General features: G+C 60.1%; 19 protein-coding genes and 1 tRNA gene. 13 read left to right on the top strand and 7 right to left on the bottom strand.

The annotated features are described in order from the left end of the window. Nucleotides 1-77: 77 nt before the first annotated feature. Nucleotides 78-1,367, bottom strand: coding sequence for an isocitrate lyase (aceA, locus tag JNB71_RS10430; protein WP_220371725.1), 1,290 nt, complete (start codon nt 1,365-1,367; stop codon nt 78-80). A gap of 231 nt (nt 1,368-1,598) precedes the next feature. Between aceA and JNB71_RS10435 the strand changes: the two genes are divergently transcribed. From JNB71_RS10435 to JNB71_RS10455, 5 genes are all read left to right on the top strand, one after another. Then, on the top strand, nt 1,599-3,008 hold the full coding sequence (locus JNB71_RS10435) for a helix-turn-helix domain-containing protein (RefSeq protein WP_220371726.1): 1,410 nt from the start codon (nt 1,599-1,601) through the stop codon (nt 3,006-3,008). Nucleotides 3,009-3,244: 236 nt separating this feature from the next. Continuing rightward, complete coding sequence (locus JNB71_RS10440; protein ID WP_220371727.1) at nt 3,245-4,339, top strand: polyamine ABC transporter substrate-binding protein; 1,095 nt, start codon at nt 3,245-3,247, stop codon at nt 4,337-4,339. Nucleotides 4,340-4,437: 98 nt separating this feature from the next. Further along, complete coding sequence (locus JNB71_RS10445; RefSeq protein ID WP_220371728.1) at nt 4,438-5,580, top strand: ABC transporter ATP-binding protein; 1,143 nt, start codon at nt 4,438-4,440, stop codon at nt 5,578-5,580. Nucleotides 5,581-5,584: 4 nt separating this feature from the next. Continuing rightward, entirely contained in the window at nt 5,585-6,496 is a 912-nt protein-coding gene (locus JNB71_RS10450) for an ABC transporter permease subunit (protein ID WP_220371729.1), read from the top strand. Next, nucleotides 6,496-7,314, top strand: coding sequence for an ABC transporter permease (locus JNB71_RS10455; protein ID WP_220372240.1), 819 nt, complete (start codon nt 6,496-6,498; stop codon nt 7,312-7,314). The genes JNB71_RS10450 and JNB71_RS10455 overlap by 1 nt, the downstream gene beginning before the upstream one ends. A gap of 84 nt (nt 7,315-7,398) precedes the next feature. On the opposite strand, the gene JNB71_RS10460 is transcribed toward JNB71_RS10455, so the two are convergent. Then, nucleotides 7,399-9,276 carry an AsmA family protein gene (locus tag JNB71_RS10460; protein WP_220371730.1) on the bottom strand — a complete coding sequence of 626 codons (1,878 nt, stop codon included), beginning with the start codon at nt 9,274-9,276 and terminating at the stop codon, nt 7,399-7,401. 175 nt (nt 9,277-9,451) lie between these two features. Between JNB71_RS10460 and JNB71_RS10465 the strand changes: the two genes are divergently transcribed. Beyond that, nucleotides 9,452-11,404, top strand: a complete 1,953-nt coding sequence (locus tag JNB71_RS10465) for an acetoacetate--CoA ligase (RefSeq protein ID WP_220371731.1) — start codon at nt 9,452-9,454, stop codon at nt 11,402-11,404. Between the two features lie 278 nt (nt 11,405-11,682). Here JNB71_RS10465 and JNB71_RS10470 read toward each other — a convergent pair whose 3' ends face one another. Then, entirely contained in the window at nt 11,683-15,570 is a 3,888-nt protein-coding gene (locus JNB71_RS10470; protein WP_220371732.1) for a PAS domain S-box protein, read from the bottom strand. Nucleotides 15,571-15,815: 245 nt separating this feature from the next. Between JNB71_RS10470 and JNB71_RS10475 the strand changes: the two genes are divergently transcribed. Both JNB71_RS10475 and JNB71_RS10480 read left to right on the top strand, forming a co-directional pair. Next, entirely contained in the window at nt 15,816-16,265 is a 450-nt protein-coding gene (locus tag JNB71_RS10475) for a phasin (protein WP_018324238.1), read from the top strand. A 166-nt stretch (nt 16,266-16,431) separates the two neighbouring features. Further along, nucleotides 16,432-16,508 (top strand) — tRNA-His (locus JNB71_RS10480). Between the two features lie 67 nt (nt 16,509-16,575). Here JNB71_RS10480 and JNB71_RS10485 read toward each other — a convergent pair. Together JNB71_RS10485 and JNB71_RS10490 are read right to left on the bottom strand one after the other, a co-directional pair. Next, nucleotides 16,576-17,457 (bottom strand): LysR family transcriptional regulator, encoded by an 882-nt coding sequence (locus JNB71_RS10485; RefSeq protein ID WP_220371733.1) that lies wholly within the window; start codon nt 17,455-17,457, stop codon nt 16,576-16,578. A 10-nt stretch (nt 17,458-17,467) separates the two neighbouring features. After that, nucleotides 17,468-17,785, bottom strand: coding sequence for a putative quinol monooxygenase (locus JNB71_RS10490; RefSeq protein ID WP_220371734.1), 318 nt, complete (start codon nt 17,783-17,785; stop codon nt 17,468-17,470). A 120-nt stretch (nt 17,786-17,905) separates the two neighbouring features. On the opposite strand from JNB71_RS10490, the gene JNB71_RS10495 reads away from it, so the two are divergent. The 4 genes from JNB71_RS10495 to rirA all read left to right on the top strand — a co-directional run bounded on the left by JNB71_RS10495 (nt 17,906) and on the right by rirA (nt 22,413). After that, nucleotides 17,906-19,402, top strand: coding sequence for a CoA-acylating methylmalonate-semialdehyde dehydrogenase (locus JNB71_RS10495; protein WP_220371735.1), 1,497 nt, complete (start codon nt 17,906-17,908; stop codon nt 19,400-19,402). Between the two features lie 178 nt (nt 19,403-19,580). After that, nucleotides 19,581-20,672, top strand: a complete 1,092-nt coding sequence (locus tag JNB71_RS10500) for a YjgN family protein (RefSeq protein ID WP_220371736.1) — start codon at nt 19,581-19,583, stop codon at nt 20,670-20,672. Beyond that, nucleotides 20,662-21,729, top strand: coding sequence for a M48 family metallopeptidase (locus JNB71_RS10505; RefSeq protein ID WP_220371737.1), 1,068 nt, complete (start codon nt 20,662-20,664; stop codon nt 21,727-21,729). The genes JNB71_RS10500 and JNB71_RS10505 overlap by 11 nt, the downstream gene beginning before the upstream one ends. Nucleotides 21,730-21,951: 222 nt before the next feature. Next, nucleotides 21,952-22,413, top strand: a complete 462-nt coding sequence (rirA, locus tag JNB71_RS10510) for an iron-responsive transcriptional regulator RirA (RefSeq protein ID WP_018324244.1) — start codon at nt 21,952-21,954, stop codon at nt 22,411-22,413. A gap of 51 nt (nt 22,414-22,464) precedes the next feature. Here rirA and JNB71_RS10515 read toward each other — a convergent pair whose 3' ends face one another. Continuing rightward, nucleotides 22,465-22,854 carry a response regulator gene (locus JNB71_RS10515; RefSeq protein ID WP_220371738.1) on the bottom strand — a complete coding sequence of 130 codons (390 nt, stop codon included), beginning with the start codon at nt 22,852-22,854 and terminating at the stop codon, nt 22,465-22,467. A gap of 82 nt (nt 22,855-22,936) precedes the next feature. Continuing rightward, nucleotides 22,937-23,647: a helix-turn-helix domain-containing protein gene (locus JNB71_RS10520; RefSeq protein ID WP_220371739.1), complete on the bottom strand. Its 711-nt coding sequence runs from the start codon at nt 23,645-23,647 to the stop codon at nt 22,937-22,939. A gap of 484 nt (nt 23,648-24,131) precedes the next feature. Between JNB71_RS10520 and JNB71_RS10525 the strand changes: the two genes are divergently transcribed. Further along, complete coding sequence (locus JNB71_RS10525) at nt 24,132-25,727, top strand: ABC transporter substrate-binding protein (RefSeq protein ID WP_220371740.1); 1,596 nt, start codon at nt 24,132-24,134, stop codon at nt 25,725-25,727. The last annotated feature ends 58 nt before the right edge of the window (nt 25,728-25,785 follow it).

Genomic DNA, 25,785 nt, shown 5'->3' on the forward strand with positions numbered 1-25,785 from the left:
ATTTCTCCTCTGATGGGGTTCTTGATGGCTGCCTTGTAGCCCCTCCCCAAACCAAGCCTGGGGAAGGGGAATTGGTGTTACTCGGCCGCTGGGCGGAACTGGTCGTGTTCGGTTGATTCATGCATGGCGGTGGTCGAAGACTTGCCGCCGGTGATGGCCATCGACACGGCGTCGAAATAACCGGTGCCGACTTCGCGCTGGTGCTTGGTCGCCGTGTAGCCGTTGACCTCGGCGGCGAATTCCGCCTCCTGCAGCTCCGAATAGGCGGCCATCTGGCGATCCTTGTAGCCCCGGGCGAGCTCGAACATGCCGAAGTTCAACTGATGGAAGCCGGCGAGCGTGATGAACTGGAACTTGTAACCCATCGCACCCAGTTCGCGCTGGAACTTGGCGATAGTCGCATCGTCGAGGTTCTTCTTCCAGTTGAACGACGGCGAGCAGTTATAGGCAAGCAGCTTTCCCGGATGCGCCTTGTGCACACCCTCGGCGAATTTGCGGGCCTGCTCGAGATCCGGCTTCGAGGTCTCGCACCAGATCAGGTCGCAGTTCGGCGCGTAGGCGATGGCGCGGGCGATGCAGGGCTCGATGCCGTTCCTGACGTGATAGAAGCCCTCGACGGTGCGGCCTGCGTCATAATCGACGAAGGGCTGGTCGCGCTCGTCGATGTCGGAGGTCAGAAGCTTGGCCGCTTCCGCGTCCGTGCGGGCGATGACCAGCGTCGGCGTCCCCATGACGTCGGCGGCGAGCCGCGCGGCGTTGAGGTTGCGGATGTGGGCGGCCGTCGGGATCAGGACCTTGCCGCCGAGATGGCCGCACTTCTTTTCCGAGGCCAACTGATCCTCGTAGTGGACACCGGCGGCACCCGCCTCGATGAAGGCCTTCATGATCTCGAAGGCATTGAGCGGACCGCCGAAGCCGGCTTCCGCATCGGCAACGATCGGCGCAAACCAGGTATCGACGGAAAGGCCCTTGCCTTCCGAGGTTTCGATCTGGTCGGCACGCTGGAGTGTCCGGTTGATGCGCTTGGCAAGCTCGGGAGCAGCGTTGGCCGGATAGAGCGACTGGTCGGGGTACATGGCGGACGCCGTATTGGCGTCGGCCGCAACCTGCCAGCCGGAGAGATAGATCGCCTTCAGGCCGGCGCGAACCATCTGCATGGCTTGATTGCCGGAGAGCGCACCCAGCGCATTGACGAAATCTTCCTCATGGATGAGCTGCCACAAACGGTTCGCGCCCATTTCAGCCAGCGTATGCTTGATCTGAACGGAGCCGCGCAGACGCTTGACGTCCTCGGCGGTGTAGGGGCGATCGATACCGTCGAAACGGCCCTGAGGTGCACCGGGAACGAGATTGTAAAAATCAGTCATATTGGTCCTCCTGCGATTTTTCGAGCGGTGTTCGACTTTGGTCCAATGCCCGCTTTGTGTGCGAATTTGATGTAAGTAGATTTACAGTGCGCTGCACAAAGTCGCCATAACAAAGCGATTTATGCGTCTGTGAAAAGGGTTATCATGTCTTGTGTTTTACAGGCGGCTTCTGTAACTTTGTAAAATATGTAAATCTCGAATTTTGGCGAGACGTTGTAAAAGGCATGACAAATGGCTGAGAACAAGATTTTCGCCGGCGCCCGCGTGCGGCGCATTCGCAATGGCCTCTCCCTGACCCAGACGGCGATGGCCGAGGCGCTCGGAATCTCGCCGTCCTATCTCAATCTGATCGAACGCAATCAGCGGCCGCTCACGGTGCAACTGCTCCTGAAACTTGCTTCCGTCTACAAGGTCGATCTGGACGAGCTGCAGGGGGAGGCGTCCGGCAGCGTGGCGCAATTGCGCGAGATGTTCGCCGACCCGCTGCTCGCCGGCGAGTTGCCGGGGGATCAGGAACTGATCGAGGTGGCCGAAGCGGCGCCCAATGCAGCCACCGGCATCCTCAAGCTCTATCGTGCCTATCGTGAGCAATCCTCGCGGTTGAAGGATCTGAGCGGTCTCCTGTCGGGCCAGGGGCACATGGCCGCCCTGTCCGACGCGCGCCTGCCAATGGACGAGGTGCGCGAGGTCTTCGAAAATCGTCCGCATTATTTCGCGAGGATCGACGAGGCCGCCGAGGCATTGCATGCGCAGCTAACGGCCACCGAAGATTCTGCCGGAGCTCTGAAGGACTGGCTGCGCAGGGAACATGGCCTGAGCGTCCGCGCCTTGCCGGTGCATGTCATGCCCGATCTGCGTCGCCGTTTCGATCGGCACTCGATGCGGTTGTTCCTGTCGGAACGATTGTCCCTGCAGGACCAGTTGCGGGAGATCGCGATGGAAGCGGCGCAGATCGCCTTTCCGGAAGCGATTGCAGCCGATCTCGATCAACTGGCATTTTCGACGAGTGAGGCGCGGCGTATCGGCCGTTTCGAACTCGCGCGTTATGCCGCGCACGCCATCATGATGCCCTATGGCGCGTTTTACTCGGCGGCGCTCAGGGCCAAATACGATCTCGATGTCTTGAGCGCCCGTTTTCGTGTCTCGTTCGAGCAGGCAGCGAACCGGCTGGTGACGCTTCAGCGCCCAGGCCTTTCGGCCGTACCGTTCTTCCTGATGGAGATCGACCATGCCGGACATCGCCTGCGCAAGGCCGGTGCTCAAGGTTTTCCGCAGGCGCGGTTCGGTGGCAACTGTCCGAAGCTCAACATTCACGCGACGTTTAATCAGGCCGGCCAGATTTTGGCGGACCGCGTGGAAATTTTTGGAGGCGGAGAGTTCCTGGTGCTTGCCCGGACGATCGACGGTCCCGTTGCAAACTTTCAGGAGCGCATTCGGCGCACGGCAATCCTGATCGGCTGCGATGCCGCTCATGCCCCGGAAACCGTCTACGGCGAGGTGCCGATCGCCACCGTTGCCGGCGGCACCGCCTGCAGGCTTTGCGAGCGGCAGGGCTGTCTTGCGCGGGCCGAGCCGCCGGTCACGCGACCGCTCGGGCTTGATGAGATGGTGACCGGCTTCAGCGCCTTCGACTTTCAATAGCCGCCTCTGCTCAGTCGCTGGCAGGATGATGGGGCGGCCTTTACTGGCATTGAAAAGATTCAGATTTTTGTAGCCACTGCTAAAATTGGTAGGAGCGGGACTCCGGTGTTCGCGATCACGTAAAAGCGCTTGTGGTTGCCCGAAAACATGCCTAACTTCCAGACGCATACGGGCTCGGTCGTTTGACGCGCGGCGATGGCGCGGCTGACGGAAGCTCGATAAAAAAGGGGAATTCCATGTCGCGCAAGATTACCACTGCCTTTGCTGCGCTGATCCTTGTCGGATCCGCGTCGGTTGCGACCGCGCAGGAGCGCGTCGTCAACGTCTACAACTGGTCCGATTATATCGACGCCAGCATTCTGGAAGATTTCACCAAGGAAACCGGCATCAAGGTCGTCTACGACGTCTTCGATTCCAACGAGATCCTCGAGACCAAGCTGCTCGCCGGCGGCACCGGCTATGATGTCGTCGTGCCGACGGCAACCTTCCTGCAGCGCCAGATCGCAGCCGGCGTGTTCCAGAAGCTCGACAAGTCGAAGCTGCCCAACCTGTCCAATATGTGGGATGAGATCACTACGCGCGTCGCCACCTACGATCCAGGCAACGAATATGCCATCGACTACATGTGGGGCACGACCGGCATCGGTTACAATGTCGAAAAGGTGAAGCAGATCCTCGGCACGGACGAGAAACCGACCTGGGATGTCCTGTTCAATCCCGAGATCGCCGCCAAGTTCAAGGATTGCGGCATCCATCTCCTCGATTCTCCGACCGATGTGGTGCCGAGCGTGCTTGCCTATCTCGGCCTCAACCCCGACAGCCACGAAGCGGACGATCTGGCCAAGGCGGAAGAGCTTTTGCTGAAGGTTCGTCCCTTTATCCGCAAGTTCCATTCCTCCGAATATATCAATGCGCTGGCGAACGGCGATATCTGCCTTGCGCTCGGCTATTCTGGCGACATTTTCCAGGCGCGCGACCGTGCCGCCGAGGCCAAGGCTGGCGTCACCGTGGATTACTCGATCCCGCCAACGGGCGCGCAGATGTGGTTTGACGTGATGGCCATTCCCGCTGATGCGCCGCATGTGGCCGAAGCGCATGAATTCCTGAACTACATCATGAGGCCGGAAGTCATCGCCAAGGCGAGCGATTTCGTCTTCTACGCCAACGGCAACAAGGCATCGCAGCAGTTCATCAGCAAGGAAGTGATTGAGGACACCGCGATCTATCCGCCGGCAGATGTGATGAAGAAGCTTTTCACAACCACACCCTTCGACGCCAAATCGCAGCGCGTGTTGACGCGCATGTGGACCAAAGTGGTCACCGGCCAGTAAGTCGAAGAGAATTGCCCGGACATCAAATCCGGGCAATTTCCGTATGGGGCACGGACCAAACATGGCCGCGCTGTTTGCACATCATTCGGGGATAGATGATGAAGTCACTTGGCAGTATCCGGCGCTCCTTCGCCCCTTGGGCCGATGCCACCGCCGTGCCATTCATTGCTGTGAAGAACGTCACCAAGAAATTCGGCGATTTCGTCGCCGTCGACAATCTGTCGCTCAATATCTACCCCCGTGAATTCTTCGCGCTGCTTGGTGCCTCCGGTTGCGGCAAGTCCACGCTGCTTCGCATGCTCGCGGGCTTCGAGCAGCCGACATCCGGCGAAATCGTGCTCGACGGACAGAGCCTGGCCGGTATCCCGCCCTATCGGCGACCGGTGAACATGATGTTCCAGTCCTATGCCCTGTTTCCGCATATGACGGTCGAGAACAACATCGCCTTTGGCCTGAAGCAGGACGGCATGCCGAAGCCGCAGATCGCCGAGCGCGTCGACCAGATGCTGAGGCTCGTCAAGCTCGACAAGTTCGCCAAGCGCAAACCGCATCAGTTGTCGGGCGGCCAGCGCCAGCGTGTGGCGCTGGCCCGGTCGCTCGCCAAACGGCCGAAGGTGCTGCTGCTCGACGAGCCGCTGGGCGCGCTCGACAAGAAGCTGCGCGAGGAGACCCAGTTCGAACTCATGGACCTGCAGCAGCAACTCGGCCTGACCTTCGTCGTCGTCACCCACGACCAGGAAGAGGCAATGACCATGGCCGACCGCATCGCTGTCATGGCGCATGGCAAGGTCATCCAGGTGGCGACGCCTCCGGAAATCTACGAGGCACCGAACTCCCGTTTTGTCGCCGACTTTATCGGTGACGTGAACATTTTCGACGGCACCGTCACGTCTGCCGGAAACGGGACGGTCGATATCGCGACGGAAGCAGGGTTTTCAGTGCGCGTGGCTTCGTCGGAACCGCCGGCTGCTGGCACAAAGGCAGGACTGGCCATTCGGCCCGAGAAGATCCGCGTCGGCCGCGATAAGCCGGCCTGCGCACCCTTGAATGCGGCCGAGGGCGAGATCTGGGACATCGGCTACCTGGGCGACATGACGATTTTTCATGTGCGCCTGAAGGACGGCAAGGTGATCAAGGCGTCGTCGATGAACGCGGTGCGCGCTGTCGAGGATCCGCTGGGCTATGACCAGCAGGTCTGGGTTTCCTTCGACGAGAACGCCGGCGTCTTGCTGAAGGATTGAGGCCATGTCAAAATTCGGATCGGCAATCTTCAACCGGCTGGTGATCATCATCCCGTATGCCTGGCTGACGATCTTCTTCCTTGCGCCCTTCTTCATCGTTCTCAGAATATCGCTGTCGGAAACCGCCATCGCGATGCCGCCTTATCTGCCCGTCTTCAATCTGGCGGATGGCATCTCGGGCATCGCCGACAAGCTCGGCGAGCTGTCGGTCGCCAACTATGTGTTTCTTGCTGGCGATGCGCTCTACACCAATGCCTATGTTTCCAGCCTGAAAATTGCCGTCGTCTCGACCATTGCGACATTGCTGATCGCCTATCCCATCGCCTACGGCATGGCAAAGGCGCCGACCACGGTTCGCCCGACGCTGCTGATGCTGGTAATCCTGCCGTTCTGGACGAGCTTCCTGATCCGCGTTTATGCCTGGATTGCGATTTTGAAGCCGGAAGGCCTGCTGAATCAGCTGCTGTTGACCCTCGGCGTTATCGACGAGCCACTGATTATCCTCAATACCAACTGGGCGATCTATATCGGCATCGTCTATTCGTACCTCCCTTTCATGGTGCTGCCGATCTATTCATCGTTGGAAAAGATGGATCACAGCCTGACGGAAGCGGCACTGGACCTCGGCTGCACGCCGATCCGCGCCTTTTGGCGCGTGACGTTCCCGCTTTCCTTGCCCGGCGTGATCGCCGGCTGCATGCTGGTCTTCATCCCGGCGGTCGGTGAGTTCGTCATCCCGGACCTGCTTGGCGGGTCGGAGACGCTGATGATTGGCAAGACGCTCTGGAACGAGTTCAACGCCAATCGTGACTGGCCGGTTTCCGCAGCGGTGGCAACGATCCTGCTTCTCATCCTCGTGGTACCGATCATGTTCTTCCAGCACGCGCAGGCCAAGGCAGACGGCGAGGGCAAGTAATCATGGTCAAGTGGTCACGCTTCAACATCGCCTCGATCGTTTTCGGCTTCGCCTTCCTTTATTTGCCGATTGTGCTCCTCGTCATCTTCTCGTTCAACGAATCGAAACTGGTGACCGTCTGGGCGGGGTTCTCGACCAAGTGGTATGCGCAGCTCCTTCATAATCAGGCACTGCTCGATGCAGCCTGGGTGACGGTGCGGGTCGGCCTGATTTCGGCGACCGTCGCAACGGTGCTCGGCACGCTCGCCGCCCTTGCCATGACGCGCTACACGCGGTTTCGTGGCCGCATGCTGTTCTCCGGCATGATCTACGCGCCGCTCGTCATGCCGGAGGTCATCACGGGCCTGTCAATGCTGCTCTTGTTCGTCGCCATTGGCCTCGATCGCGGTTTCTGGACGCTGACGCTGGCGCACATCACCTTCACCATGTGCTTCGTCGCCGTCGTCGTGCAGTCCCGCCTGCTGAGCTTCGACCGGTCGATCGAGGAAGCCGCGATGGATCTCGGCGCGACCCCGGTCGCGACCTTCCTGCAGGTGACCCTGCCGGTCATCGCGCCGGCCGTCTTTTCCGGCTGGGTTCTCGCTTTCACGCTGTCGCTGGATGATCTGGTGATCTCGAACTTCACCTCCGGCCCGGGAGCCACCACGCTGCCGATGAAGATATATAGCCAGGTGCGATTGGGTGTGACACCGGAGATCAACGCGGTTTGCACCATCTTGATCGGCATTGTCGCCATGGGCGTGCTCATCGCTTCCGTCGTCTCGCGGCGTCGTGAAATCCAGCGGGTCAAGGACGAGCAGACCGCCTTTGCCCTGTGATGTCCGCGAGCCCTCAGTCGCGCTCTCTCTCGCGTGGCGGCAGGAAAACGCAGCACGGACATCTCCAGTTGGCTGATTCGGCGCTTATTTTCGAAGACCCTGTGGCAATGTCGATGTGATGGACCGTTGAAGGGCAGGGATCGTCGTGAGCGGTGAGATGATTGCATTTGGCCAGGAACCGCCGACAAAGAAGCGAACCGGCGGTGTCGCGGTATCATCGGGTCGAACGGCGCCGGCCAGTCCCAGACTGCCGCTGCGGTAGGGAATGAACCCCGCAAGCGACAGGGTTCGGCCTTCGCCGCGAATATCCGCCTTCGTCAGTTCGGCAACGCCTCCGTGCAGCTTTGCAATTATGTCTACGGTAGCAAAGGCAAAGGAACCGCCGCCGGCCTGGCTGATGTTGAAGAAACTGTCCTCCGCCGCAAGCCGTTCGAATTCAGGTCCGTTGAAGTTCGTCAACACGCCGTCGATTGCGGAATAGCGGATTTCGCCGGAAACGCTGTTCATTGTTCTCGTCGACAGCGGTTCGGTGGTTGCAAGGTCGACGCTCACCGCGCCCCGCCCCAGCGGCAGCGATCCTTGCAGGCCGAGGCTCGCAACGACAGGGGCGAGATTGGCATTCTTCAGAGAAAACTGCAGCCGGCCGCCAGTGGCGCCGTCTTTCGCAAGATCGATGCGGCCGCTGAGCGAGCCGTCGGAATAGGTGGCGTCGCCGATATCGAGGGACGCCCGGTCGTTGTTGATTATCACGCCGGCGGCGATATCGGTAAGTGTGACCGTGCCGTAGCTTGCCTCCTGGGCCGAAAGCCGCAGATCGAGATTGATAAGACTGAGAAACGACATGTCCGGCGCCCCGGAAGGGGCGGATGCCGGCTGCATCGGCAGGAGCAAGGCGGGAAGCGACGTCAGGTCGAGCCGCTCGAAGGCAAGCGTGCCATCGATCCGCGGGCTGTGCTGCTTGCGCCACGCCACATCCAGAACACCCGTCGCACTGGATCCGTTCAGCGCGAGGGAGAGATTGTCCATCTTCAACGTCTCGGCGGACACTGTCATGCTGGTGTCGATGGAGGTGGTTCCCGTCGATGACGGCAGCGGTGTCGCCCCGCGAGACCAATTCATCAATGTGGGGAGGGAAGCCGCCGTCAACTGCAGTTGCCCGGAGGCGAAGGGATGCGTGAAGGCGTTGCCGGTTCCGTCGAAGCTGAAGCTCAGCGGCGCGGCTGTGAACGAGGTCTGGATTGCACTGTCTCGTCCTGAAAAGAGCATCATCGGCTCATCGCAGACGAAGGACCATTCGACCCGCTCGCCATTCATCAGAGCCGACAGACCTGCACTGATCCGCGCAGCCGGCGCCGGCCATTGGATCGAGCCGGAAACATTGGTCACCCGATGGGTAGTGGCCGCCATACGGTCGATCAGTTCGAGCGTGCCGTTTTCGATGTCGATGTCGCCGATCGGGATGTTGCGGGCCGAAGAAAGCGCCGTTGACGAGGCTTGGGCGATGGCGTCGGCCATCCAGCCGGCCCGTCGCCAATTGAGGCTCCCGTCCGTCCGGCGCTCGATTTTGAGCACGGGGTTGAGCAGGCGGAAGTCATAGAAGACCGGCGTGCCGCGCAGGGCGGCGAGGAGGTCGAACCCGGCGGCAATGGAGTCGGCTTTCGCCAACAGTTCCGGAGAGGCTGTATCGCCGCCTTCGAAGGTGACCCTGTGCAGCGTCAAGACGGGGTGCGGCCAGAAGCTGATTTCGGGATTCCCGGCAATGGCGGCGCGCGCCCCTGTCCAGGAGGAAAGCGCCCGCTCCATGTTGAGCTTGACGCTGGCCGTTGAAATGAAAAGCGGCAAGGCTACCTTGAACAGCAGGACGAACACGAGCGCGCCGACAAGCAACCGGGCAAGCGCCCGCGATGGAAGCAGCCTGCGGAGCCCTGCTTTGCTGCTGGCGAGATCGACGTGTTGCTTCATTGCCGTGCGGCGCACCTTCATATGGTCTGGAAGCGGATCGATAGGCTTTCGCTGCGGAGAAATCAAACGATTGAAAACGGGAAAATGTCGCAACCACCAAAGTCATCAAGTACGTGACCAGTTTATCTTGCGTCGCAGCATGATATAGAGGCTGGTCTGGGTAGCGGAGGAAAGCATGCAAGCAGAACGTCCCCTTTGGACACCGTCCCGCGAATTCATCGACCAGACGCCGATGAAGGCGTTCATCGCTTGGTGCGAACAGCGCTTTTCGAAGAGCTTTGCCGACTATGACGCGTTCCATGCCTGGTCGATCAGCCAGCGCGGCGATTTCTGGACGGCCGTCTGGGAGCATTGCGGCGTCATCGGCGAAAAGGGCTCGCGGGCGCTGATCCACGGCGATCGCATGCTTGAAGCCCGGTTCTTTCCCGACGCGACGCTCAATTTCGCCGAAAACCTGTTGCGGAACACGGGAAGCGGAGACGCGCTGATCTTCCGGGGCGAAGACAAGGCGCGATCGCGCATGTCCTTTGATGAATTGCGGGCGCTCGTGTCGCGGCTGCAGCAGGCCTTGAAGACCGCGGGCATCGGCAAGGGTGATCGCGTTGCAGCGATGATGCCCAACATGCCCGAGACCGTCGCGCTGATGCTGGCTGCCGCCTCCATTGGCGCGATCTGGTCGTCCTGTTCCCCCGATTTCGGCGAACAGGGCGTGCTCGATCGCTTCGGCCAGATCGAACCCAAGCTGTTCATCGCCTGCGACGGCTACTGGTATGCCGGCAAGCTGCAGGATGTCTCCGCCAAGGTTCAGGCCGTTTCGAAGAAACTCGGCGTGCCGGTGCTGATCGTTCCATATGCCGGCGATGCGGACGGGGTCGCAGCATCCCTCGGGAACGGCAAGACCCTCTCTGCTTTCATTGAGCCCTTCGCCGAAAAGCCGCTCGAATTCGTGGCGCTGCCTTTCTCGCATCCGCTTTATATCCTCTTCTCCTCGGGCACGACCGGCGTTCCGAAGTGCATTGTGCATTCGGCCGGCGGGACGCTGCTGCAGCATCTGAAGGAGCACCGCTTCCATTGCGGGCTGAGAGAGGGCGAGAGGCTTTTCTACTTCACCACCTGCGGCTGGATGATGTGGAACTGGCTGGTGTCCGGTCTGGCGCTGGGCGCCACGCTCTGCCTCTTCGACGGCTCGCCTTTCCATCCGGACGGCAACGTGCTGTTCGACTATGCCAGCAACGAGAAGTTCGCCGTCTTCGGCACCTCGGCGAAATATATCGATGCGGTGCGCAAGGGCGGCTTTACGCCGGCATCAACGCACGATCTCTCGTCGCTGCGGCTGATGACATCAACCGGCTCGCCATTGTCGCCGGAGGGTTTCTCCTTTGTCTATGAAGGCATCAAGGCCGATATTCAGCTGGCCTCGATTTCCGGCGGTACGGATATCGTGTCCTGTTTCGTGCTCGGCAATCCGCTTAAACCCGTCTGGCGCGGCGAAATCCAGGGGCCGGGTCTCGGCCTTGCCATCGATGTCTGGAACGACGACGGCCAGCCGGTCCGCCGGGAGAAGGGGGAACTCGTCTGCACCAAGGCGTTTCCCTCGATGCCGGTGATGTTCTGGAACGATCCGGCGGGCGCCAAATACAAGGCGGCCTATTTCGAACGCTTCGACAATATCTGGTGCCACGGCGATTTCGCCGAATGGACCGAGCATGGCGGCATCATCATTCACGGCCGTTCGGACGCGACGCTCAATCCGGGCGGCGTGCGCATCGGCACGGCGGAAATCTACAATCAGGTCGAGCAGATGGACGAGATCGCCGAGGCGATCTGCATCGGCCAGGACTGGGATGACGATGTTCGCGTCGTCCTGTTCGTGCGCTTGGCAAAGGGCAGGGAACTGACCGAGGATCTCGTCAAAGCGATCAAGACCAAGATCCGCACTGGTGCCTCGCCGCGCCATGTGCCGGCAAAGATCATCGCGGTCGCCGACATCCCGCGCACGAAGTCGGGCAAGATCGTCGAGCTCGCGGTGCGCGAGGTGGTCCATGGCCGGCCGGTCAAGAACAAGGAGGCACTTGCCAATCCCGAAGCGCTCGACCTTTACGCGAACCTCCCCGAATTGCAGAACTGAGCCGTTAAGACTTTCCGGCCTGCCGAATTAACCAAAGCTTCGGTCTTTGCCCCGAATGCTTAAAATTTGCGGATGATGCGGAAAGGTTTTGTTTACAAATGGCAGCGCATGGTGCCTTCAACTTGAGGTTACCCGACGTGAGGGCTGGTTCTCGGCAGCAAAGCCGGCACGGACCTGACGTCACTGCTTCTCGTGCACCTGTTTAGCATTCAACTTATCGAGGCAGCTTCTTGGCTGCCTCTTTTTTTACTTTCATTTCCAACTTTCAGGGTGTGCCGCTAGTTTGCCAGCACGCGCTGCGATGGAAAGGAAATCTCCACCAGGGTGCCTTCGTTCGGCGTCGAACTGATCGAGAACTGCGCCCGGTTCGCTTCCGCCATGGCCTTCGTCAGCGGCAGGCCGAGGCCGGTGCCGTCGCCGCGCTTGCGCACGCCCGTGGTCACCTGCCGGAAAGGCTTCATCGCCTGCTCAAGCTCGGTGCGGGTCATGCCGACGCCGGTATCGCGGATGCGCAGGACGACGCTTCCATTGGCCTCGTAGGCCGTCGAGACGACGATCTGGCCGCCCGACGGCGTGAAGCGGATGGCGTTCGACAGGATGTTGAGAGCGATCTGCTTGATCGAGCGGTTGTCGGCGACCACGTTCGGCACCGAACCAGATAGCGAGGTCCGGATGATCACGCGCTGGCTGTTGGCCTGCGGCTGCACCAGCGACACGGCTTCGGACACCGCGTCATTGATCTCGACGGCGGTGAATTCCAGATCCATCTCCCCGGCTTCGATCTTGGAGATGTCGAGCAGGTCGTTGACGATGTCGAGCACGTGGCGGCCGGAGCGGCCGATGTCATTTGCGTATTCGACGTAGCGGGGATTGCCGATCGGGCCGAAATGCTCGCTGGCCATCATGTCGGAAAAGCCGATGATCGCGTTCAAGGGCGTGCGAATCTCATGGCTGACACGGGCGAGAAAATCGCTCTTGTGGGCATTCGCCGTCTCGGCCGCACGTTTGGCGTTGCGCAGTTCCTCTTCCGTCCGCTTCCATTGGGTGATGTCGCGGATGACGGCGCAGAATCCGTTCGAGGAAGAGAGGCGGCCCATCGTCATGAACAGCGGGATGAAGCCACCGGATGCCTCGCGACCGATCACTTCCCGGCCGTCATTCAGCACGCTGGCAACGCCATGACCGGAAAGGCCGGAGAGATAGTCGAGCACGGCCTTCTGGCTCTCATGGGCAAACAGCATGGCAAACGGCTTGCCGCGGACCTCGCCGTCGTCATAGTTGAACAGCGCGCTTGCGGAGCGATTTAGCGAGCGTATTTCTCCCTCTGCGCCGACAACGACAACGCCGTCCGTCGCGGTTTCGAGGATCGAGTGCAGTTCTTCGGTTTCCATGCGCAAGGCCTGGATTTCCGCATTCTCCTCGGCCTCTGGTGCGATGTCTTCTGGCGGGGCCTCGGCTGCGACCGGTGCTGCCGGCGCATGCAGGGCCGATAGCGCCATCATCAGCGCACTCTTGTCTTCCCAGCGGATCGATTGCAGCCGCGCCGTCACCGGGATCAGAGTGCCGTCGCTTCTGATGACCATCATGGCGCCGTTCGGCATGTCGAGGAGACGGTCATCGTCATCGGCGAAAAGGGCATCGATCCCGCCTTCTTCCCGCAATTCGTCGAGGCTGGAATAGCCGGTGAGCTTGAGGAACTCCGAATTGACATGGAACAGCTCGTCGCCGCTGTGAACCAGAAGGGCAATCGGCAGATTGTCGAGGAGTTCCGGCGTCAGGCTGCTGTTGCTGCTGGTGCGCGGCGGGACGACCGCTGCAAGGGTTTCCGGCAGGGTGGTTTCGCTGGCGGCGGTCGCTGCGGTGTCGGTATCGGCAGAAGCGCTCTTGCCGGTGTCGCCGGCTTTCATCGAAGCCGTCTCCTCGACGGGTTCGGTGAGCACTCGCTCATCGGCGACGGACCTGTCGGTCGCGGGCACGTCTTCATTTGCCCGCTTGCCGAAGGTTCCACCCAACTGACGTGCGATCTCAAGAAACGCGGCCTGTTCGCTGCGGCTCAAAGTCTCGGCGCCGAGCGGGCGGTGGCGGTCGAGCTCGACCACTTTGTCGGACGCGCGGCGCCTCGGCGTCTCGACCAGCTTCAATGCCGGGCGCTCACCCCGGAAAGGATCGTCCGGCGGAAGCTCCGCCGCTGCAGGCTGTTCCGGTTCGACCGACAGGTCTTCCTCGCTGGACCCTTCCGGCTCGGCCTCGGCGGCAGGCTCCGCTGGCACGGTTTCCATGCCGTCATCGGTGCCGTCGCCTGCTATCCCGTCATCCACGATGGTCTCGTCCAGGATCGAGTCGTCCACTGTGCGTTCCTGGTCGTCGCGAGCATTATCTGCGTTTGCGGTACCACCGGTAGCGCCATCAATTTCTGATGGCGCGTTCTCGTTGACGAGCGGCGACTCGCCGAATGTCAGGCCCATGGCCTGTTCGTCCTCGACCGCATCGGCCACGCGAACGATGCCAAAGCCGCGGAAGCCGTCAAATTCGCGGTTGCGCGAATAGGTCGGAAGGGCCGCCAGGTCGACAGGGACCTGCAGGCTTGTCCCTTCGACCGGCCAATAAATGGTCTTGCCGGACCAGGTATCGCGCCGCGTCAGCAATTCGCCAATCGTGTTGCCAGGGTCGAGATGGTATCGCGCCGCCAGCTCGGTGAAACGCTGGCCGGCGACATCGGCGGATTTCGGCCCGACTGCCGTTGCAAATTCCTCGGAAATCTCGCTGAACCGCCCGTCGGCATCGATCTTCCAGACGAAACGCACGGCCCGGCTGTTCGGTGTGAAGCGGAAGCGCGAGGCGCCGCCGGTGAGGGCCTCATCCTGAAGGCCCTCTTCCGAGGTGGTTTCGACCTGCGTTGCTGCAACATCCTCGTCCAGAGGCGGTTCTTCCGGCGTCCCCTCCAGCCCGTTCGGCTCACTGGAAGGCGCAGCCGGAACGTCGGCGTCCTGCTGCGCCTCATCGAGCGCTTCCTCCGCGACTGCACGGTCCGTTTGTTCGGCCTCGGCGGTGATGGCTTCCTCGACCTCCTGGCGGTCTTGTTCCGTAGCCTCAGCGGACGAGAAGTCCGGCTGCGGCTCGTCAGCATCGGGGCCTGCTGCTTCCGGTGCAATGGCGAGAGGATCGATGGAAGGCTGTTGGGGCTCTTCGGCAGAAACCAGCGTGTCCGTAAGGACGGGCTCGTCTTTTGTGTCCTGCCCGGAACGATCATCGGCAGGCGCGTCCGTCAGCGTGCCGGTCGGCAAGACATTCTCGGCCTCAGGCGCTTCCAGCAATTCCGTAAAGCTGTCGCCATCGGCGGGGATTTCCTCGATCGTTTCGAGCTCGTCGATAACATCGTGCGGCAAGCCTGCTGCCGAAAGAAGCGGGGCGATTGCCGTCGACAACGGCGGCGATTCTTTTACGATACCGGCGTCGTTTTCCTCGGTCTCGCGGAAATCTGCACCTGCGTCGAGATTGCCGAGGATGGTCTCGACGGCGAAAAGCAGGTGCAGGGCAGGATTTTCGGAAAGTTTGCCGATCGCTGCCGGCAGATTGCCCTTGCCGGTCGGGACCGGGCGCTTGAGCAGCCAGTCGCTGTCGCGGCCAACCGCGGTGACCAGCGCCCGGCAGGTCTGTGGCGTTATCAAAAGAGCGTCGAATCCGGCGGAGGCGGCAAGAAGCGAGCCTTCGCTGTCAAGGACCGCCATATGGGTATCGGGGTCGTCGAAGCCGGAAATCATCCGGGCGGCACGTTGTTCTGTTGAGAGCGGCCTGCCGGTGCGGGGAGCTGCGAAAAGGATTGCGGTCTCACCGGGCCGCACCGTGATCATCTCCACCGAAGCGCCGACGGAAACGCGCTGGAAGCCCGAGGCAACGCGCATCAGGAACGACCGTTTGTCGCCGCTGCGTTCGAGCTGCCGCGCCGCCGTTTCCAACTGGCGATAGGCAGCGTCGCTGCGGTTGGCGCCGGTGTCGATGAAGTCATAGATCGACGCGAGGCCGAACAGGAAGGCACCTTCGCCATTCGACCACAGCACCTGTTTCATGTCCGGCGAAAACAACACGGCCGCATCGCCTCGCGCAAAATGCTCCCGCACCCGTTCGTGAACGGCGATGTCGATGAAGGGATACGATTTTGCGGGCATCGGCTGACCTGTTTAAAGCCGTCACACGGACGAGTATGTTAACAGTGTATTAATAGCCGTCGGGGCGGCGGGGGTCCAGCTTGCGGGCCATGCGCCACCGGTCTTTCGCCGCGAAAGGTTAATGCCGGCCGTTTTGTTTGTTGTGCAATGCACAAATATATTGCAATGCACAATGAAATCGCCTATATAGACATCATCTCAACGCGGGTGCCTCAGGAGAGGGCCCAAACCAAGGAGCGCAGATCATGGCTACCAAGAAAACAGATGATGCCTTTTCGCTGGCTGCATTCGACCCGACCAAGGTCACCGAGACCTTCCGCGATTTCGCCGAAAAGGGCGCCGCACAGTCGAAGGAAGCCTATGCAAAGGTGAAGACCGCCGCCGAAGACGCGACGAAGACCGTTGAAGCAACGCTCGAAAGCGCCCAGTCCGGCACGGTCGAACTCGGCCTCAAGGCGATCGACGCCCTGCGCACCAATGCCGAGAACTCGCTCTCGCATCTGGAAGCGCTGCTCGGCGTCAAGTCGGTTTCCGAATTCTTCGAGCTGCAGACTGCCTTCATCCGCAAGCAGGCCGAGCTTGCCGTCGAGCAGGCCAAGGCGATGCAGGAAGCCACCCGCAAGGTTGCCGAAAACGTCGCGAAGCCCGGCAAGGACGCTGCCGAAAAGGTCATCTCCGGCTTCAAGAAGAGCTGATTTCGCCAGCGCCGGTTCACCGGTATGGCCTCATCAAGAGAACCGGGTGATCCGTCACCCGGTTTTTTCACATCAAACGGCAAGTTATGTCTTGCAAAAAATGCGGACTGTCCGTATTTGACCCGGAAAGCGGCGCCGGACGATGGTTCGCGTGTCTGTCTTGTGTGCGGTTGTAGCTCAGTTGGTTAGAGCGCAGGTTTGTGGCACCTGAGGTCGGTGGTTCGAGACCACCCAACCGTACCATTTTTTCCCTTCATCTCTTCAAGATTGTACATCACCTTCCTGTCGGCTCTTGCCGCAAGAATACCATTCAAACAAAAATGCGATGCTCCGCCGTCACCAGTTCCTGAAGGAAATCAGCGACGGTGCGGACGCGCACGAGATCGCGGGCGCTTTCGTGATAGGTCGTCCAGTAGGCCCGGCGGATCGTCGTCTCCGGCAGGATGCGGATCAGCTCTGGATATTGCCGGGCGATGTAGTTGTGCAGGATGCCGACCCCGGCGCTGGAACGCACCGCCTCGGTCTGGCCCGTGGCGCTGGAGATTTCGAAGGATGCATCCCAGCTGCGCATGACCTCGCCGGTAAAATTGAGCGACGCCGTGAAGATCAGGTCCTCGACATAGCCAATGCGACGATGGCTCTTCAGATCCTCGATGGTCTCAAGTGTTCCGTTGGCGGCGAGATATTCTTGCGAGGCGTACAGTCCGAGCGTGTAGTCGGTCAGCTTAAAGGAGATCAACCGGCCCTGTTCCGGCCGCTCCAGCGTAATGGCGATGTCAGCTTCGCGCTGCGACAGGGAGAACGAGCGGGGGACGGGCACCAGTTGGATACGCAGTTCCGGAAAGCGCGCCGTCAGCCGGCCAAGGCGCGGCGCCAGGAAGGAGACGCCGAAACCGTCCGGTGCGCCGACACGCACCGTGCCGGCGATCGCCGTGTCGATGCGGCCGATCTGCGCCTGCGCGGCCAGCATCTCGGTTTCCATCCGCTCGGCCGCGTGCACGAAGATCTCGCCTTCGGCCGTGAGGTCGCAGCCATTCGTGCGGCGGATCAGTAGCCGCGTCTTCAGGGATTCCTCCAATGCCGTCACCCGCCGGCTCAGTGTGGCGTGATTGACGCCGAGCCGCTTTGAGGCTGACAGGATCTGGCCGGTGCGGGCAACAGCGAGGAACATGCGGACGTCATCCCAGTTCATGCAGCATTCCTCATTTGGCTCGCATGACGATCGGGTCCACATTGACAAGGTTGAGCGACTTCACCATGTCCCCGGTCAGCGTCTTGTATTTGAGGAAATGCGGTGTCTGAAGATGGGCTTCGTAATCCTGCTGGCTGGCATAAACTTCAAGGATGCGAATTCTCTCGGGATTGCCCTTGACCGAGACGGCATGCAGCATGAGGACGCCCGATTCCTTTGCAACGGAGGCTTCGACCTCCTCCTCCAAGAGGGCAGTGTAGGCCCCGATCTGGGCTGGATCGATTTCGAGTTCCGCTATTCTCACAATCTTCTCAACGGCTGTATTCATCCGGGCCTCATGATCACGGGCTGACATTAAATCTTGCACAACGGTTCCTGAATATCGCGCGTTGATTTGTGCATATTGTAGTGCGACACTTCGACCATAATCAAGATCAGGAGGATCACCATGTACGAGATTGGTCATTTCATCGGCGGCAAGCGCGTTGCCGGGACCAGCGGGCGCACGAGCAACGTCTACAATCCGGCAACCGGCGAGGTTCAGGCCACCGTGGCGCTGGCAAGCGATGCGGAGCTGGATGCAGCCGTGCAGAACGCCAAGGCGGCACAGCCGAAGTGGGCCGCGACGAACCCGCAACGCCGCGCCCGCGTTTTCATGAAGTTCGTTCAGCTTCTGAACGACAATATGAACGAACTGGCCGAAATGCTGTCGCGCGAGCATGGCAAGACCATCGAAGACGCCAAGGGCGACGTGGTCCGTGGCCTGGAAGTCTGCGAGTTCGTCATCGGCATTCCACATCTTGCCAAGAGCGAGTTCACCGAGGGCGCCGGCCCGAACATCGACATGTATTCGATCCGCCAGGCCGTCGGCATCGGCGCCGGCATCACGCCCTTCAACTTCCCCGCCATGATCCCGATGTGGATGTTCGCGCCGGCGATCGCCTGCGGAAACGCCTTCATCCTGAAGCCGTCCGAGCGCGATCCGTCCGTGCCGATCCGCCTTGCCGAACTGATGATCGAAGCGGGTCTGCCGGCCGGCATCCTCAATGTCGTCAATGGCGACAAGGGCGCAGTCGACGCGATCCTGACGCATCCCGACATCTCCGCCGTGTCCTTCGTCGGTTCGACGCCGATCGCCCGCTACGTCTACGGTACGGCCGCGATGAACGGCAAGCGCGCCCAGTGCTTCGGCGGCGCCAAGAACCACATGATCATCATGCCGGATGCCGATCTCGACCAGGCCGCCAACGCCCTGATAGGTGCAGGCTACGGTTCGGCCGGCGAGCGCTGCATGGCGATCTCGGTTGCCGTTCCCGTCGGCAAGGAAACAGCCGATCGCCTGATCGCCAAGCTGACCCCTATGGTCGAAAGCCTGCGCATTGGGCCCTATACCGACGAAAAGGCCGACATGGGCCCGGTCGTCACCAAGGAAGCCAAGGATCGTATCCTCGGCCTGATCAACAAGGGGCTGGAACAGGGCGCCAAGCTCGTCGTCGACGGTCGTGATTTCTCGCTGCAGGGCTATGAAAACGGCAACTTCATCGGCGGCTGCCTGTTCGACAACGTGACTCCTGACATGGACATCTACAAGACCGAAATCTTCGGACCGGTTCTCTCCGTCGTTCGCGCCAAGAATTACGAGGAAGCCCTCGATCTGCCGATGAAGCATGAATACGGCAACGGCGTCGCGATCTATACCCGCGACGGCGATGCGGCCCGCGATTTCGCAAGCCGTATCAATATCGGCATGGTCGGCGTCAACGTTCCGATCCCGGTTCCGCTCGCCTATCACTCCTTCGGTGGCTGGAAGTCCTCCTCCTTCGGCGACCTCAACCAGCACGGCACGGACTCGATCAAGTTCTGGACCCGCACCAAGACGGTCACGAGCCGCTGGCCGTCGGGCATCAAGGACGGTGCCGAGTTCGTCATGCCGACGATGAAGTAAGCTTCATCCACATCCTCCCACAACTTGGGCCTCCTCGTCGGAGGCCCTTTTTCGTTGTGATTGCACGAGATGGTTGACCTGTGGTGGTAGCCGTCTAAGAGTTGCTCCGGTGGTCGAATATCGGGGGATAGTCGGCCGTTTCCTGATCTACACGCAATGATGATGAAGAGGGGCGATCATGAGCGCGATTGAAACGGCACCTTTGCCGAGGGAATCACAGAACTTTCAAAGGCTGTCTTTTACTGGAACCGCTTCGGAATATTTCGGCATCTGGATCGTCAATATCCTTCTCACGATCGTCACGCTGGGCATCTATTCCGCCTGGGCGAAGGTGCGGCGAAACCGTTATTTCTACGGCAACACGGTGCTGCTCGGCCGCGCCTTCGAATATCACGCCAAGGGCAAGCAGATCTTCATCGGCCGGTTGATCGTCTTCGCTTACCTCATCGTCTACAATATTCTGCTGACAGCGTTCCCGATCGCCGGCATTGCGCTGGCCGTTGTCGTTCTCTTCTTCTTCCCCTGGCTGATCATGCGCGGCCTGCGCTTCGGCGCCCGGGTGACCAGCTATCGCAACGTCCGTTTCGATTTCACCGGCAAGATGGGCGGCGCCTTCGTCGCCTTCATGGCCGGCCCGGTCCTGGCCTTTCTGTCGCTCGGCATTCTGGCGCCGCTCGCCAGCCGTTGGATGTATCGCTACATGGGCAACAATCTGCGGTATGGCAGCCGCGCATTCGCCACCGATCCGCGATTGGCGCCGATCTACCAGACCTGGCTCTTCTCGGCGCTGATCATCGTTCTCGGAATGCTGATCGTCGGCGTCGCGGTTCTTGCCAATGTCTCCGTCATCGTTGCGCTGATTGATAATCCGGATGTCGTCTCACCCGAGATGAACGCCTCGCTCTTTCTTTTGGGCGTCGTCAGCTATCTGGCAGCGCTTCTCTCGTTCGGCATCGCAGCCCTGTTCTATCGTGCCGGCGTGCGCAACATCGCCTGGTCCTCGACTGTTTTCGACGGCAGGCATATGCTCAAGAGCGATCTGTCGCGGTCTCGCTATGTATGGATCGCAGTGTCGAACGTGATCGTCACCGTTCTCACTTTCGGCCTGATGCGGCCCTGGGCGGCGGTGCGCTCGGCACGCTATGTCAATGAACATACGGCAATCCGGTTCGACGGCGACGTCGGCGAAATCTTGGCCGCTGTCGAACAGGAAGGTACCGCCGTCGGCGCCGAATTCATGGAGTTCGAGGGTTTTGATTTTGGCTTCTGATGAGCCGCTTTGCCGCGGGGATTGGCATCCGCGCAATTCCAGCCGGTCGGTGCCGGCTCGGCTGGTGCTAAAGGACGAGCAGATCGCTGCTGTTGCGGAAGAGGGCGAAGAAGCAGCGCTCGCTTCCGCGGCCTTTCCGCTCCTGGAGATTTCGGCGCGTGTGGGGTCGATCCCTCGAAGAGTCGGATTTCCAGGTGGTTCCCTGTTCGAAACCGCTGACAACGATGCGATCGACCGTCTGCTGCTTGCCAGAGGGCACAGGCGTGCAGGCCTCGTCCATGGCCTCGAGCGGTTTCACCCCCGCTTGCTGCTCTTCGTTGCGGCCGTTTTCATTCTGTCCGGCCTGGTCTACCGTTACGCTCTGCCGGTTCTGGTCGAGATTGCCGTTGCCGTCACGCCACCGGTCGTGCCGCGGCTGATGTCGGTCAGCACGCTGGAAACGCTTGATCGAACCGTGCTCGACGAAACCAGACTGGACGAGGCGAAGAAACGCGCGATTTCCGAAGGCTTCGCCCGCATCGCGGCGCAATCGGCCCGTGGCGCTTCTGCCTACACGTTGAATTTCCGGGAGGGTGGAGCGATCGGTCCGAACGCCTTCGCACTGCCGGACGGAACGCTGATCATCACCGACGAACTCGTTGAACTCGCCGGCAATGACACGGAAATGCTTGTGGGCGTGTTGGCACACGAGATCGGTCATGTCGAACTGGAACACAGCCTGCGGCAGATCTACCGCGCGGCGGGCATGGCCGGCCTGATCATGTTGATCGCCGGGGACGTGGGAGAGAGCGTCGAGGACCTGCTTGTCCAGGGCGGCGGTCTGGTCGCGCTGTCCTATTCGCGAGCGGCAGAAACCGCGGCCGACCGCCATTCGGTCGCATTGATGGAAAAGGCCGGATACGATCCCGCCGCCATTGCTCGTTTCTTCGATATCCTTGAGAAGAAACTCGGAGATACGTCCGGCACGAGTATCCTGTCGACACATCCAGGCACCCCGGAGCGCAAGAAGGCGATCCTCGATCTCACGGCGTCGTTGGGACGGCAGACACCGGACTAGGCATTTTCTGGATCGGAAGATCGACGTCGGATGACTGGCGATGATCACACCGAGGTGATTTTCTGCTTTTTGGAATTGTTCCAAACTGTCATCCGTTCTATATGAGGATGACAGTCATGAAATCACCGGCAGAGTCGCTGCTCCGCGTTGTGATTTCGACAGGCCGGGAGGCTCAACGGTTCACGGACCGAGGGGTGCAAAAATCTGGAGCGGGAGTAAATAATGCGCCTGACGAAGCAAACGAACTATGCAATCCGCATGCTGATGTATTGCGCCGCCAATGACGGGCATCTGAGCCGCATTCCTGAGATCGCCAGGGCATATGGCGTATCCGAACTCTTTCTGTTCAAGATTTTGCAGCCGCTCAACAAGGCTGGCCTTGTTGAGACGGTCCGCGGCCGCAACGGTGGTGTGCGCCTGCCGAGGCCTGCGGCGGAGATCAGTCTCTTCGACGTCGTCAAAGTGACTGAGGACAGCTTTGCCATGGCGGAATGTTTCGAGGCGGGGGAGATCGATTGCCCGCTCGTCGATAGCTGCGGCCTGAACGCGGCGCTGCGCAAGGCGCTGAACGCTTTCTTCGAAGTCCTGCAGCAGTATTCCATCGACGATCTGGTAAAGGCCCGGCCGCAGATCAACTTCCTGCTCGGTCTCGACCAACTGACCCACCCGAAGACAGCAGCGTGAGCCTCATCCTTTAAATTGGGTGAGACGTTTGTCCGGGCTTTTTTGTGGGTTCTATGTCCTTGTCAGATATTCCCTGAGGATGAATTCGATCGCAGTGGGATCGAGTTCCGCCTTATCGATACGGAAATCGGCGCCGTATTCCTCGAACTTCTCGAAGTAGGGGTCGGCGAGGGATGAGGAGATCACCCCGATCGGCCCGATAAAGCCCTGTTTGCGCATCGCTGGCACGGTTTCGCGAAAATCTGCCTGCGGCTGCAGCCGGTTGTCCATCAACACCATCGACACGCGCTTCCCCGATGTGATGAAGTCGAGGGCGGCTTCGATCGTTTCGCAATAATGCAGATGGATTTCTGCGCTCGAAACCCTTTTCATCAGGCCGCGCATGATCAGATTTTCGGCCGGATCATCATCGACGAGCAGGATGTGAATTGGTTCTGTCATGATGATCTGCTGTTCTTTTCAGTGGAATGGCTGATGAAGAAGACCGGCGCGGTATGCTCCTTTCCGATTTGCGGTGTGGGTATCACTGGATGATCTGCTCCCGTATCGCCTTGGCTACCATCTGGGTTCGATTGACCACGTCGAGTTTCTTCAGGATCGTCGCCGTGTGCGAGTTGACCGTGTGTTCGGAGACGGAGACGATCAGGGCGATCTCGCTCGCCGTTTTGCCATGAGATATCCAGCGCAGTATCTCGGTTTCCCTTGGCGTCAGGCCCAGGCCCGCCTTGTTGGAGAGGACCAGCCGATAGAAATAATCGAAGGCGCAGACCGCATCATAACAGAGCTCGAAATGCGCCTGCTGGTCTATGTCCTCGCAATCGCCAAGAAACAGCACCGCGTAGCGAGCGCCGTTCAGTCCCGTCACCGGCACGCAGATCAGCATTTCGAAACCGAGCTGCTCCACGAGGTTGCCACCTTGGCCGTGAGGCGGGTCGTCGGCTTTCCATATAGAAGGAATGATTGACTTGTGAAGGCTCTTATAGGCAACGGAGTCGCCGAAGCGGTGACGTTTGTCATACTCTTCCGCAAGGCCTGCCGGCAGGTCATGCAGTGCAAGCCGATTCGACAGCATGCAGGCGCCACCTTCGTTGCCGAGTTGCAGGATGGCGAAATGGTCGAAACCAAAACGCAGCGACATCGTATGGAAAATTCGAAAGAAATCGACCCGATTGAGAGCTTTCTCCAAATCGTTGTCGAAATGGTATCGCCGGTGGTTGTTCAAAAGAGTTGCCACGACGCCGCCGTCCCCAGGTGCCACGCGATATGAGTGTAGCGCGCGGATCACTTTAGGCAACTGCTAGTTCAGCGAAAAAGCCAATTGTCGACGGTTTTGAAGGTTGTGACGGTGGATTCGCGAGAAGAGGGAGAACTGCATATGGTCGCTCGGTCTATCCCCGCCTGGCAGACTTCGGCGTGGCAGTCCTCCCAGCCCCGCAGAAGCCCTATGCCATGAGGGCGGCTTGATCGCTATCCGCGCAATTTGGGATTGACAGCGGCGGTAAAGCGAATTCGATTCGATCAGCTGCTCTCTCGAGTGAAAAAAATCGTGTATGGCCGCCCCATTTGTCTTGTTCGGAAGAATTTTCCAATTGGACAAATTTTTTTGGGCGGTTATTGCATTGCGCGATCAAATGTCGTTCCATCCGGCCTTGACCGGAAGCAATGGCGTTCTGCGTCAGAAAAATATGAGAACAAGAACAAAACTGGGAAACAAGCTCATGAAAAAGCTCTCTACTCTCCTTGCAGCAACCGCAATCGTCACTTTGATGGCAGGTTCTGCATGGTCGAAGACATTGGTCTATTGCTCCGAAGCATCGCCGGAAGGCTTCGATCCGGGCCTCTACACGGGCGGCCAGACTTTCGATGCGTCATCGCGCACGGTCTATAACCGTCTGGTGGAGTTCAAGCATGGCTCGACGGAGCTCGAACCCGGCCTGGCTGAAAGCTATGAGGTCTCCGCCGACGGCACCGAATACACTTTCAAGCTGCGCCCTGGCGTCAAGTTCCAGACCACCGAATTCTTCACGCCGACCCGCGAACTCAATGCCGACGACGTCATCTTCTCGTTCGAGCGCCAGTACAAGGCTGACAACCCCTGGAACAAGTACGTTGCTGGCGCTTCCTGGGAATATTTCTCGGGCATGGGTTTCCCGGACCTGATCGAGTCGATCACCAAGGTCGATGACCTGACGGTCAAGTTCAAGCTGAAGCGGGCCGAAGCGCCGTTCCTCGCAAACCTCGGCATGGATTTCGCCTCTATCCTGTCGAAGGAGTATGCAGACAAGCTCGCCGCTGACGGCAAGATGGAGTTGATGAACCAGCAGCCGCTTGGCACCGGCCCGTTCACGTTCGTAGCCTACCAGACGGATGCTGCGATCCGCTACAAGGCCAATCCGGACTACTGGGCAGGCAAGGAAAAGATCGACGATCTCGTATTCGCCATCACCACTGACGCCGCAATCCGTGCGCAGAAGCTGAAGGCCGGCGAATGCCACATCATGCCGTATCCGAACGCAGCCGACGTTGCCGAGCTGAAGAAGGACGAGAACCTGACGGTTTTGGAGCAGGAAGGCCTGAACGTTGCCTACCTCGCCTACAACACGCTCGTTCCGCCTTTTGACAAGGTTGAGGTGCGCAAGGCGCTCAACATGGCCGTCAACAAGCAGGCTATCGTCGATGCCGTGTTCCAGGGGGCCGCAAAAGTCGCCAAGAATCCGATCCCGCCGACGATGTGGTCCTACAACGACGCCATCGAGGACGACAAGTATGATCCCGAAGCGGCCAAGAAGATGCTTGAAGAGGCTGGCGTCAAGGATCTCAAGATGAAGATCTGGGCCATGCCGGTCGCCCGTCCGTACATGCTGAACGCACGCCGGGCAGCGGAACTGATGCAGGCTGATCTGGCCGCGATCGGTGTGACGGTCGAAATCGTCTCCTATGAGTGGGCTGAGTATCTGAAGCTGTCCTCCGCCAAGGACCGCGACGGTGCGGCCATCCTCGGCTGGACCGGTGACAACGGTGATCCGGACAACTTCCTCGATACACTGCTCGGTTGCGACGCTGTCGGCGGCAACAACCGCGCCCAATGGTGCAACAAGGAGTTCGACGACCTGATGACCAAGGCCAAGGCCACCTCCGACGTCGCAGAGCGCACGAAATACTACGAAGAAGCCCAGGTGATCTTCAAGAGGGAAGCCCCCTGGAACACGCTCGACCACTCGCTCGTCTTCGTTCCGCTGAGCAAGAAGGTCTCCGGCTTCGTCATGGATCCGCTCGGTATTCACCGCTTCAACGGCGTTGATATCGCAGAGTAATCTTTCATTCTATCTATGCCACCGCAGGTGTGGTGGCAGTTACCGGCGGCTCGATTTC

It is taken from the genome of Rhizobium herbae (assembly GCF_019511375.1).
Classification (GTDB): domain Bacteria; phylum Pseudomonadota; class Alphaproteobacteria; order Rhizobiales; family Rhizobiaceae; genus Pararhizobium; species Pararhizobium herbae_A.

Bases quoted from the DNA above. Each gene is read 5' to 3' on its own strand.
- aceA (WP_220371725.1), bottom strand. From the start codon at position 1,367: ATGACTGATTTTTACAATCTCGTTCCCGGTGCACCTCAGGGCCGTTTC.
- JNB71_RS10435 (WP_220371726.1), top strand. From the start codon at position 1,599: ATGGCTGAGAACAAGATTTTCGCCGGCGCCCGCGTGCGGCGCATTCGC.
- JNB71_RS10440 (WP_220371727.1), top strand. From the start codon at position 3,245: ATGTCGCGCAAGATTACCACTGCCTTTGCTGCGCTGATCCTTGTCGGA.
- JNB71_RS10445 (WP_220371728.1), top strand. From the start codon at position 4,438: ATGAAGTCACTTGGCAGTATCCGGCGCTCCTTCGCCCCTTGGGCCGAT.
- JNB71_RS10450 (WP_220371729.1), top strand. From the start codon at position 5,585: ATGTCAAAATTCGGATCGGCAATCTTCAACCGGCTGGTGATCATCATC.
- JNB71_RS10460 (WP_220371730.1), bottom strand. From the start codon at position 9,276: ATGAAGCAACACGTCGATCTCGCCAGCAGCAAAGCAGGGCTCCGCAGG.
- JNB71_RS10465 (WP_220371731.1), top strand. From the start codon at position 9,452: ATGCAAGCAGAACGTCCCCTTTGGACACCGTCCCGCGAATTCATCGAC.
- JNB71_RS10470 (WP_220371732.1), bottom strand. From the start codon at position 15,570: ATGCCCGCAAAATCGTATCCCTTCATCGACATCGCCGTTCACGAACGG.
- JNB71_RS10475 (WP_018324238.1), top strand. From the start codon at position 15,816: ATGGCTACCAAGAAAACAGATGATGCCTTTTCGCTGGCTGCATTCGAC.
- JNB71_RS10485 (WP_220371733.1), bottom strand. From the start codon at position 17,457: ATGAACTGGGATGACGTCCGCATGTTCCTCGCTGTTGCCCGCACCGGC.
- JNB71_RS10490 (WP_220371734.1), bottom strand. From the start codon at position 17,785: ATGAATACAGCCGTTGAGAAGATTGTGAGAATAGCGGAACTCGAAATC.
- JNB71_RS10495 (WP_220371735.1), top strand. From the start codon at position 17,906: ATGTACGAGATTGGTCATTTCATCGGCGGCAAGCGCGTTGCCGGGACC.
- JNB71_RS10500 (WP_220371736.1), top strand. From the start codon at position 19,581: ATGAGCGCGATTGAAACGGCACCTTTGCCGAGGGAATCACAGAACTTT.
- rirA (WP_018324244.1), top strand. From the start codon at position 21,952: ATGCGCCTGACGAAGCAAACGAACTATGCAATCCGCATGCTGATGTAT.
- JNB71_RS10515 (WP_220371738.1), bottom strand. From the start codon at position 22,854: ATGACAGAACCAATTCACATCCTGCTCGTCGATGATGATCCGGCCGAA.
- JNB71_RS10525 (WP_220371740.1), top strand. From the start codon at position 24,132: ATGAAAAAGCTCTCTACTCTCCTTGCAGCAACCGCAATCGTCACTTTG.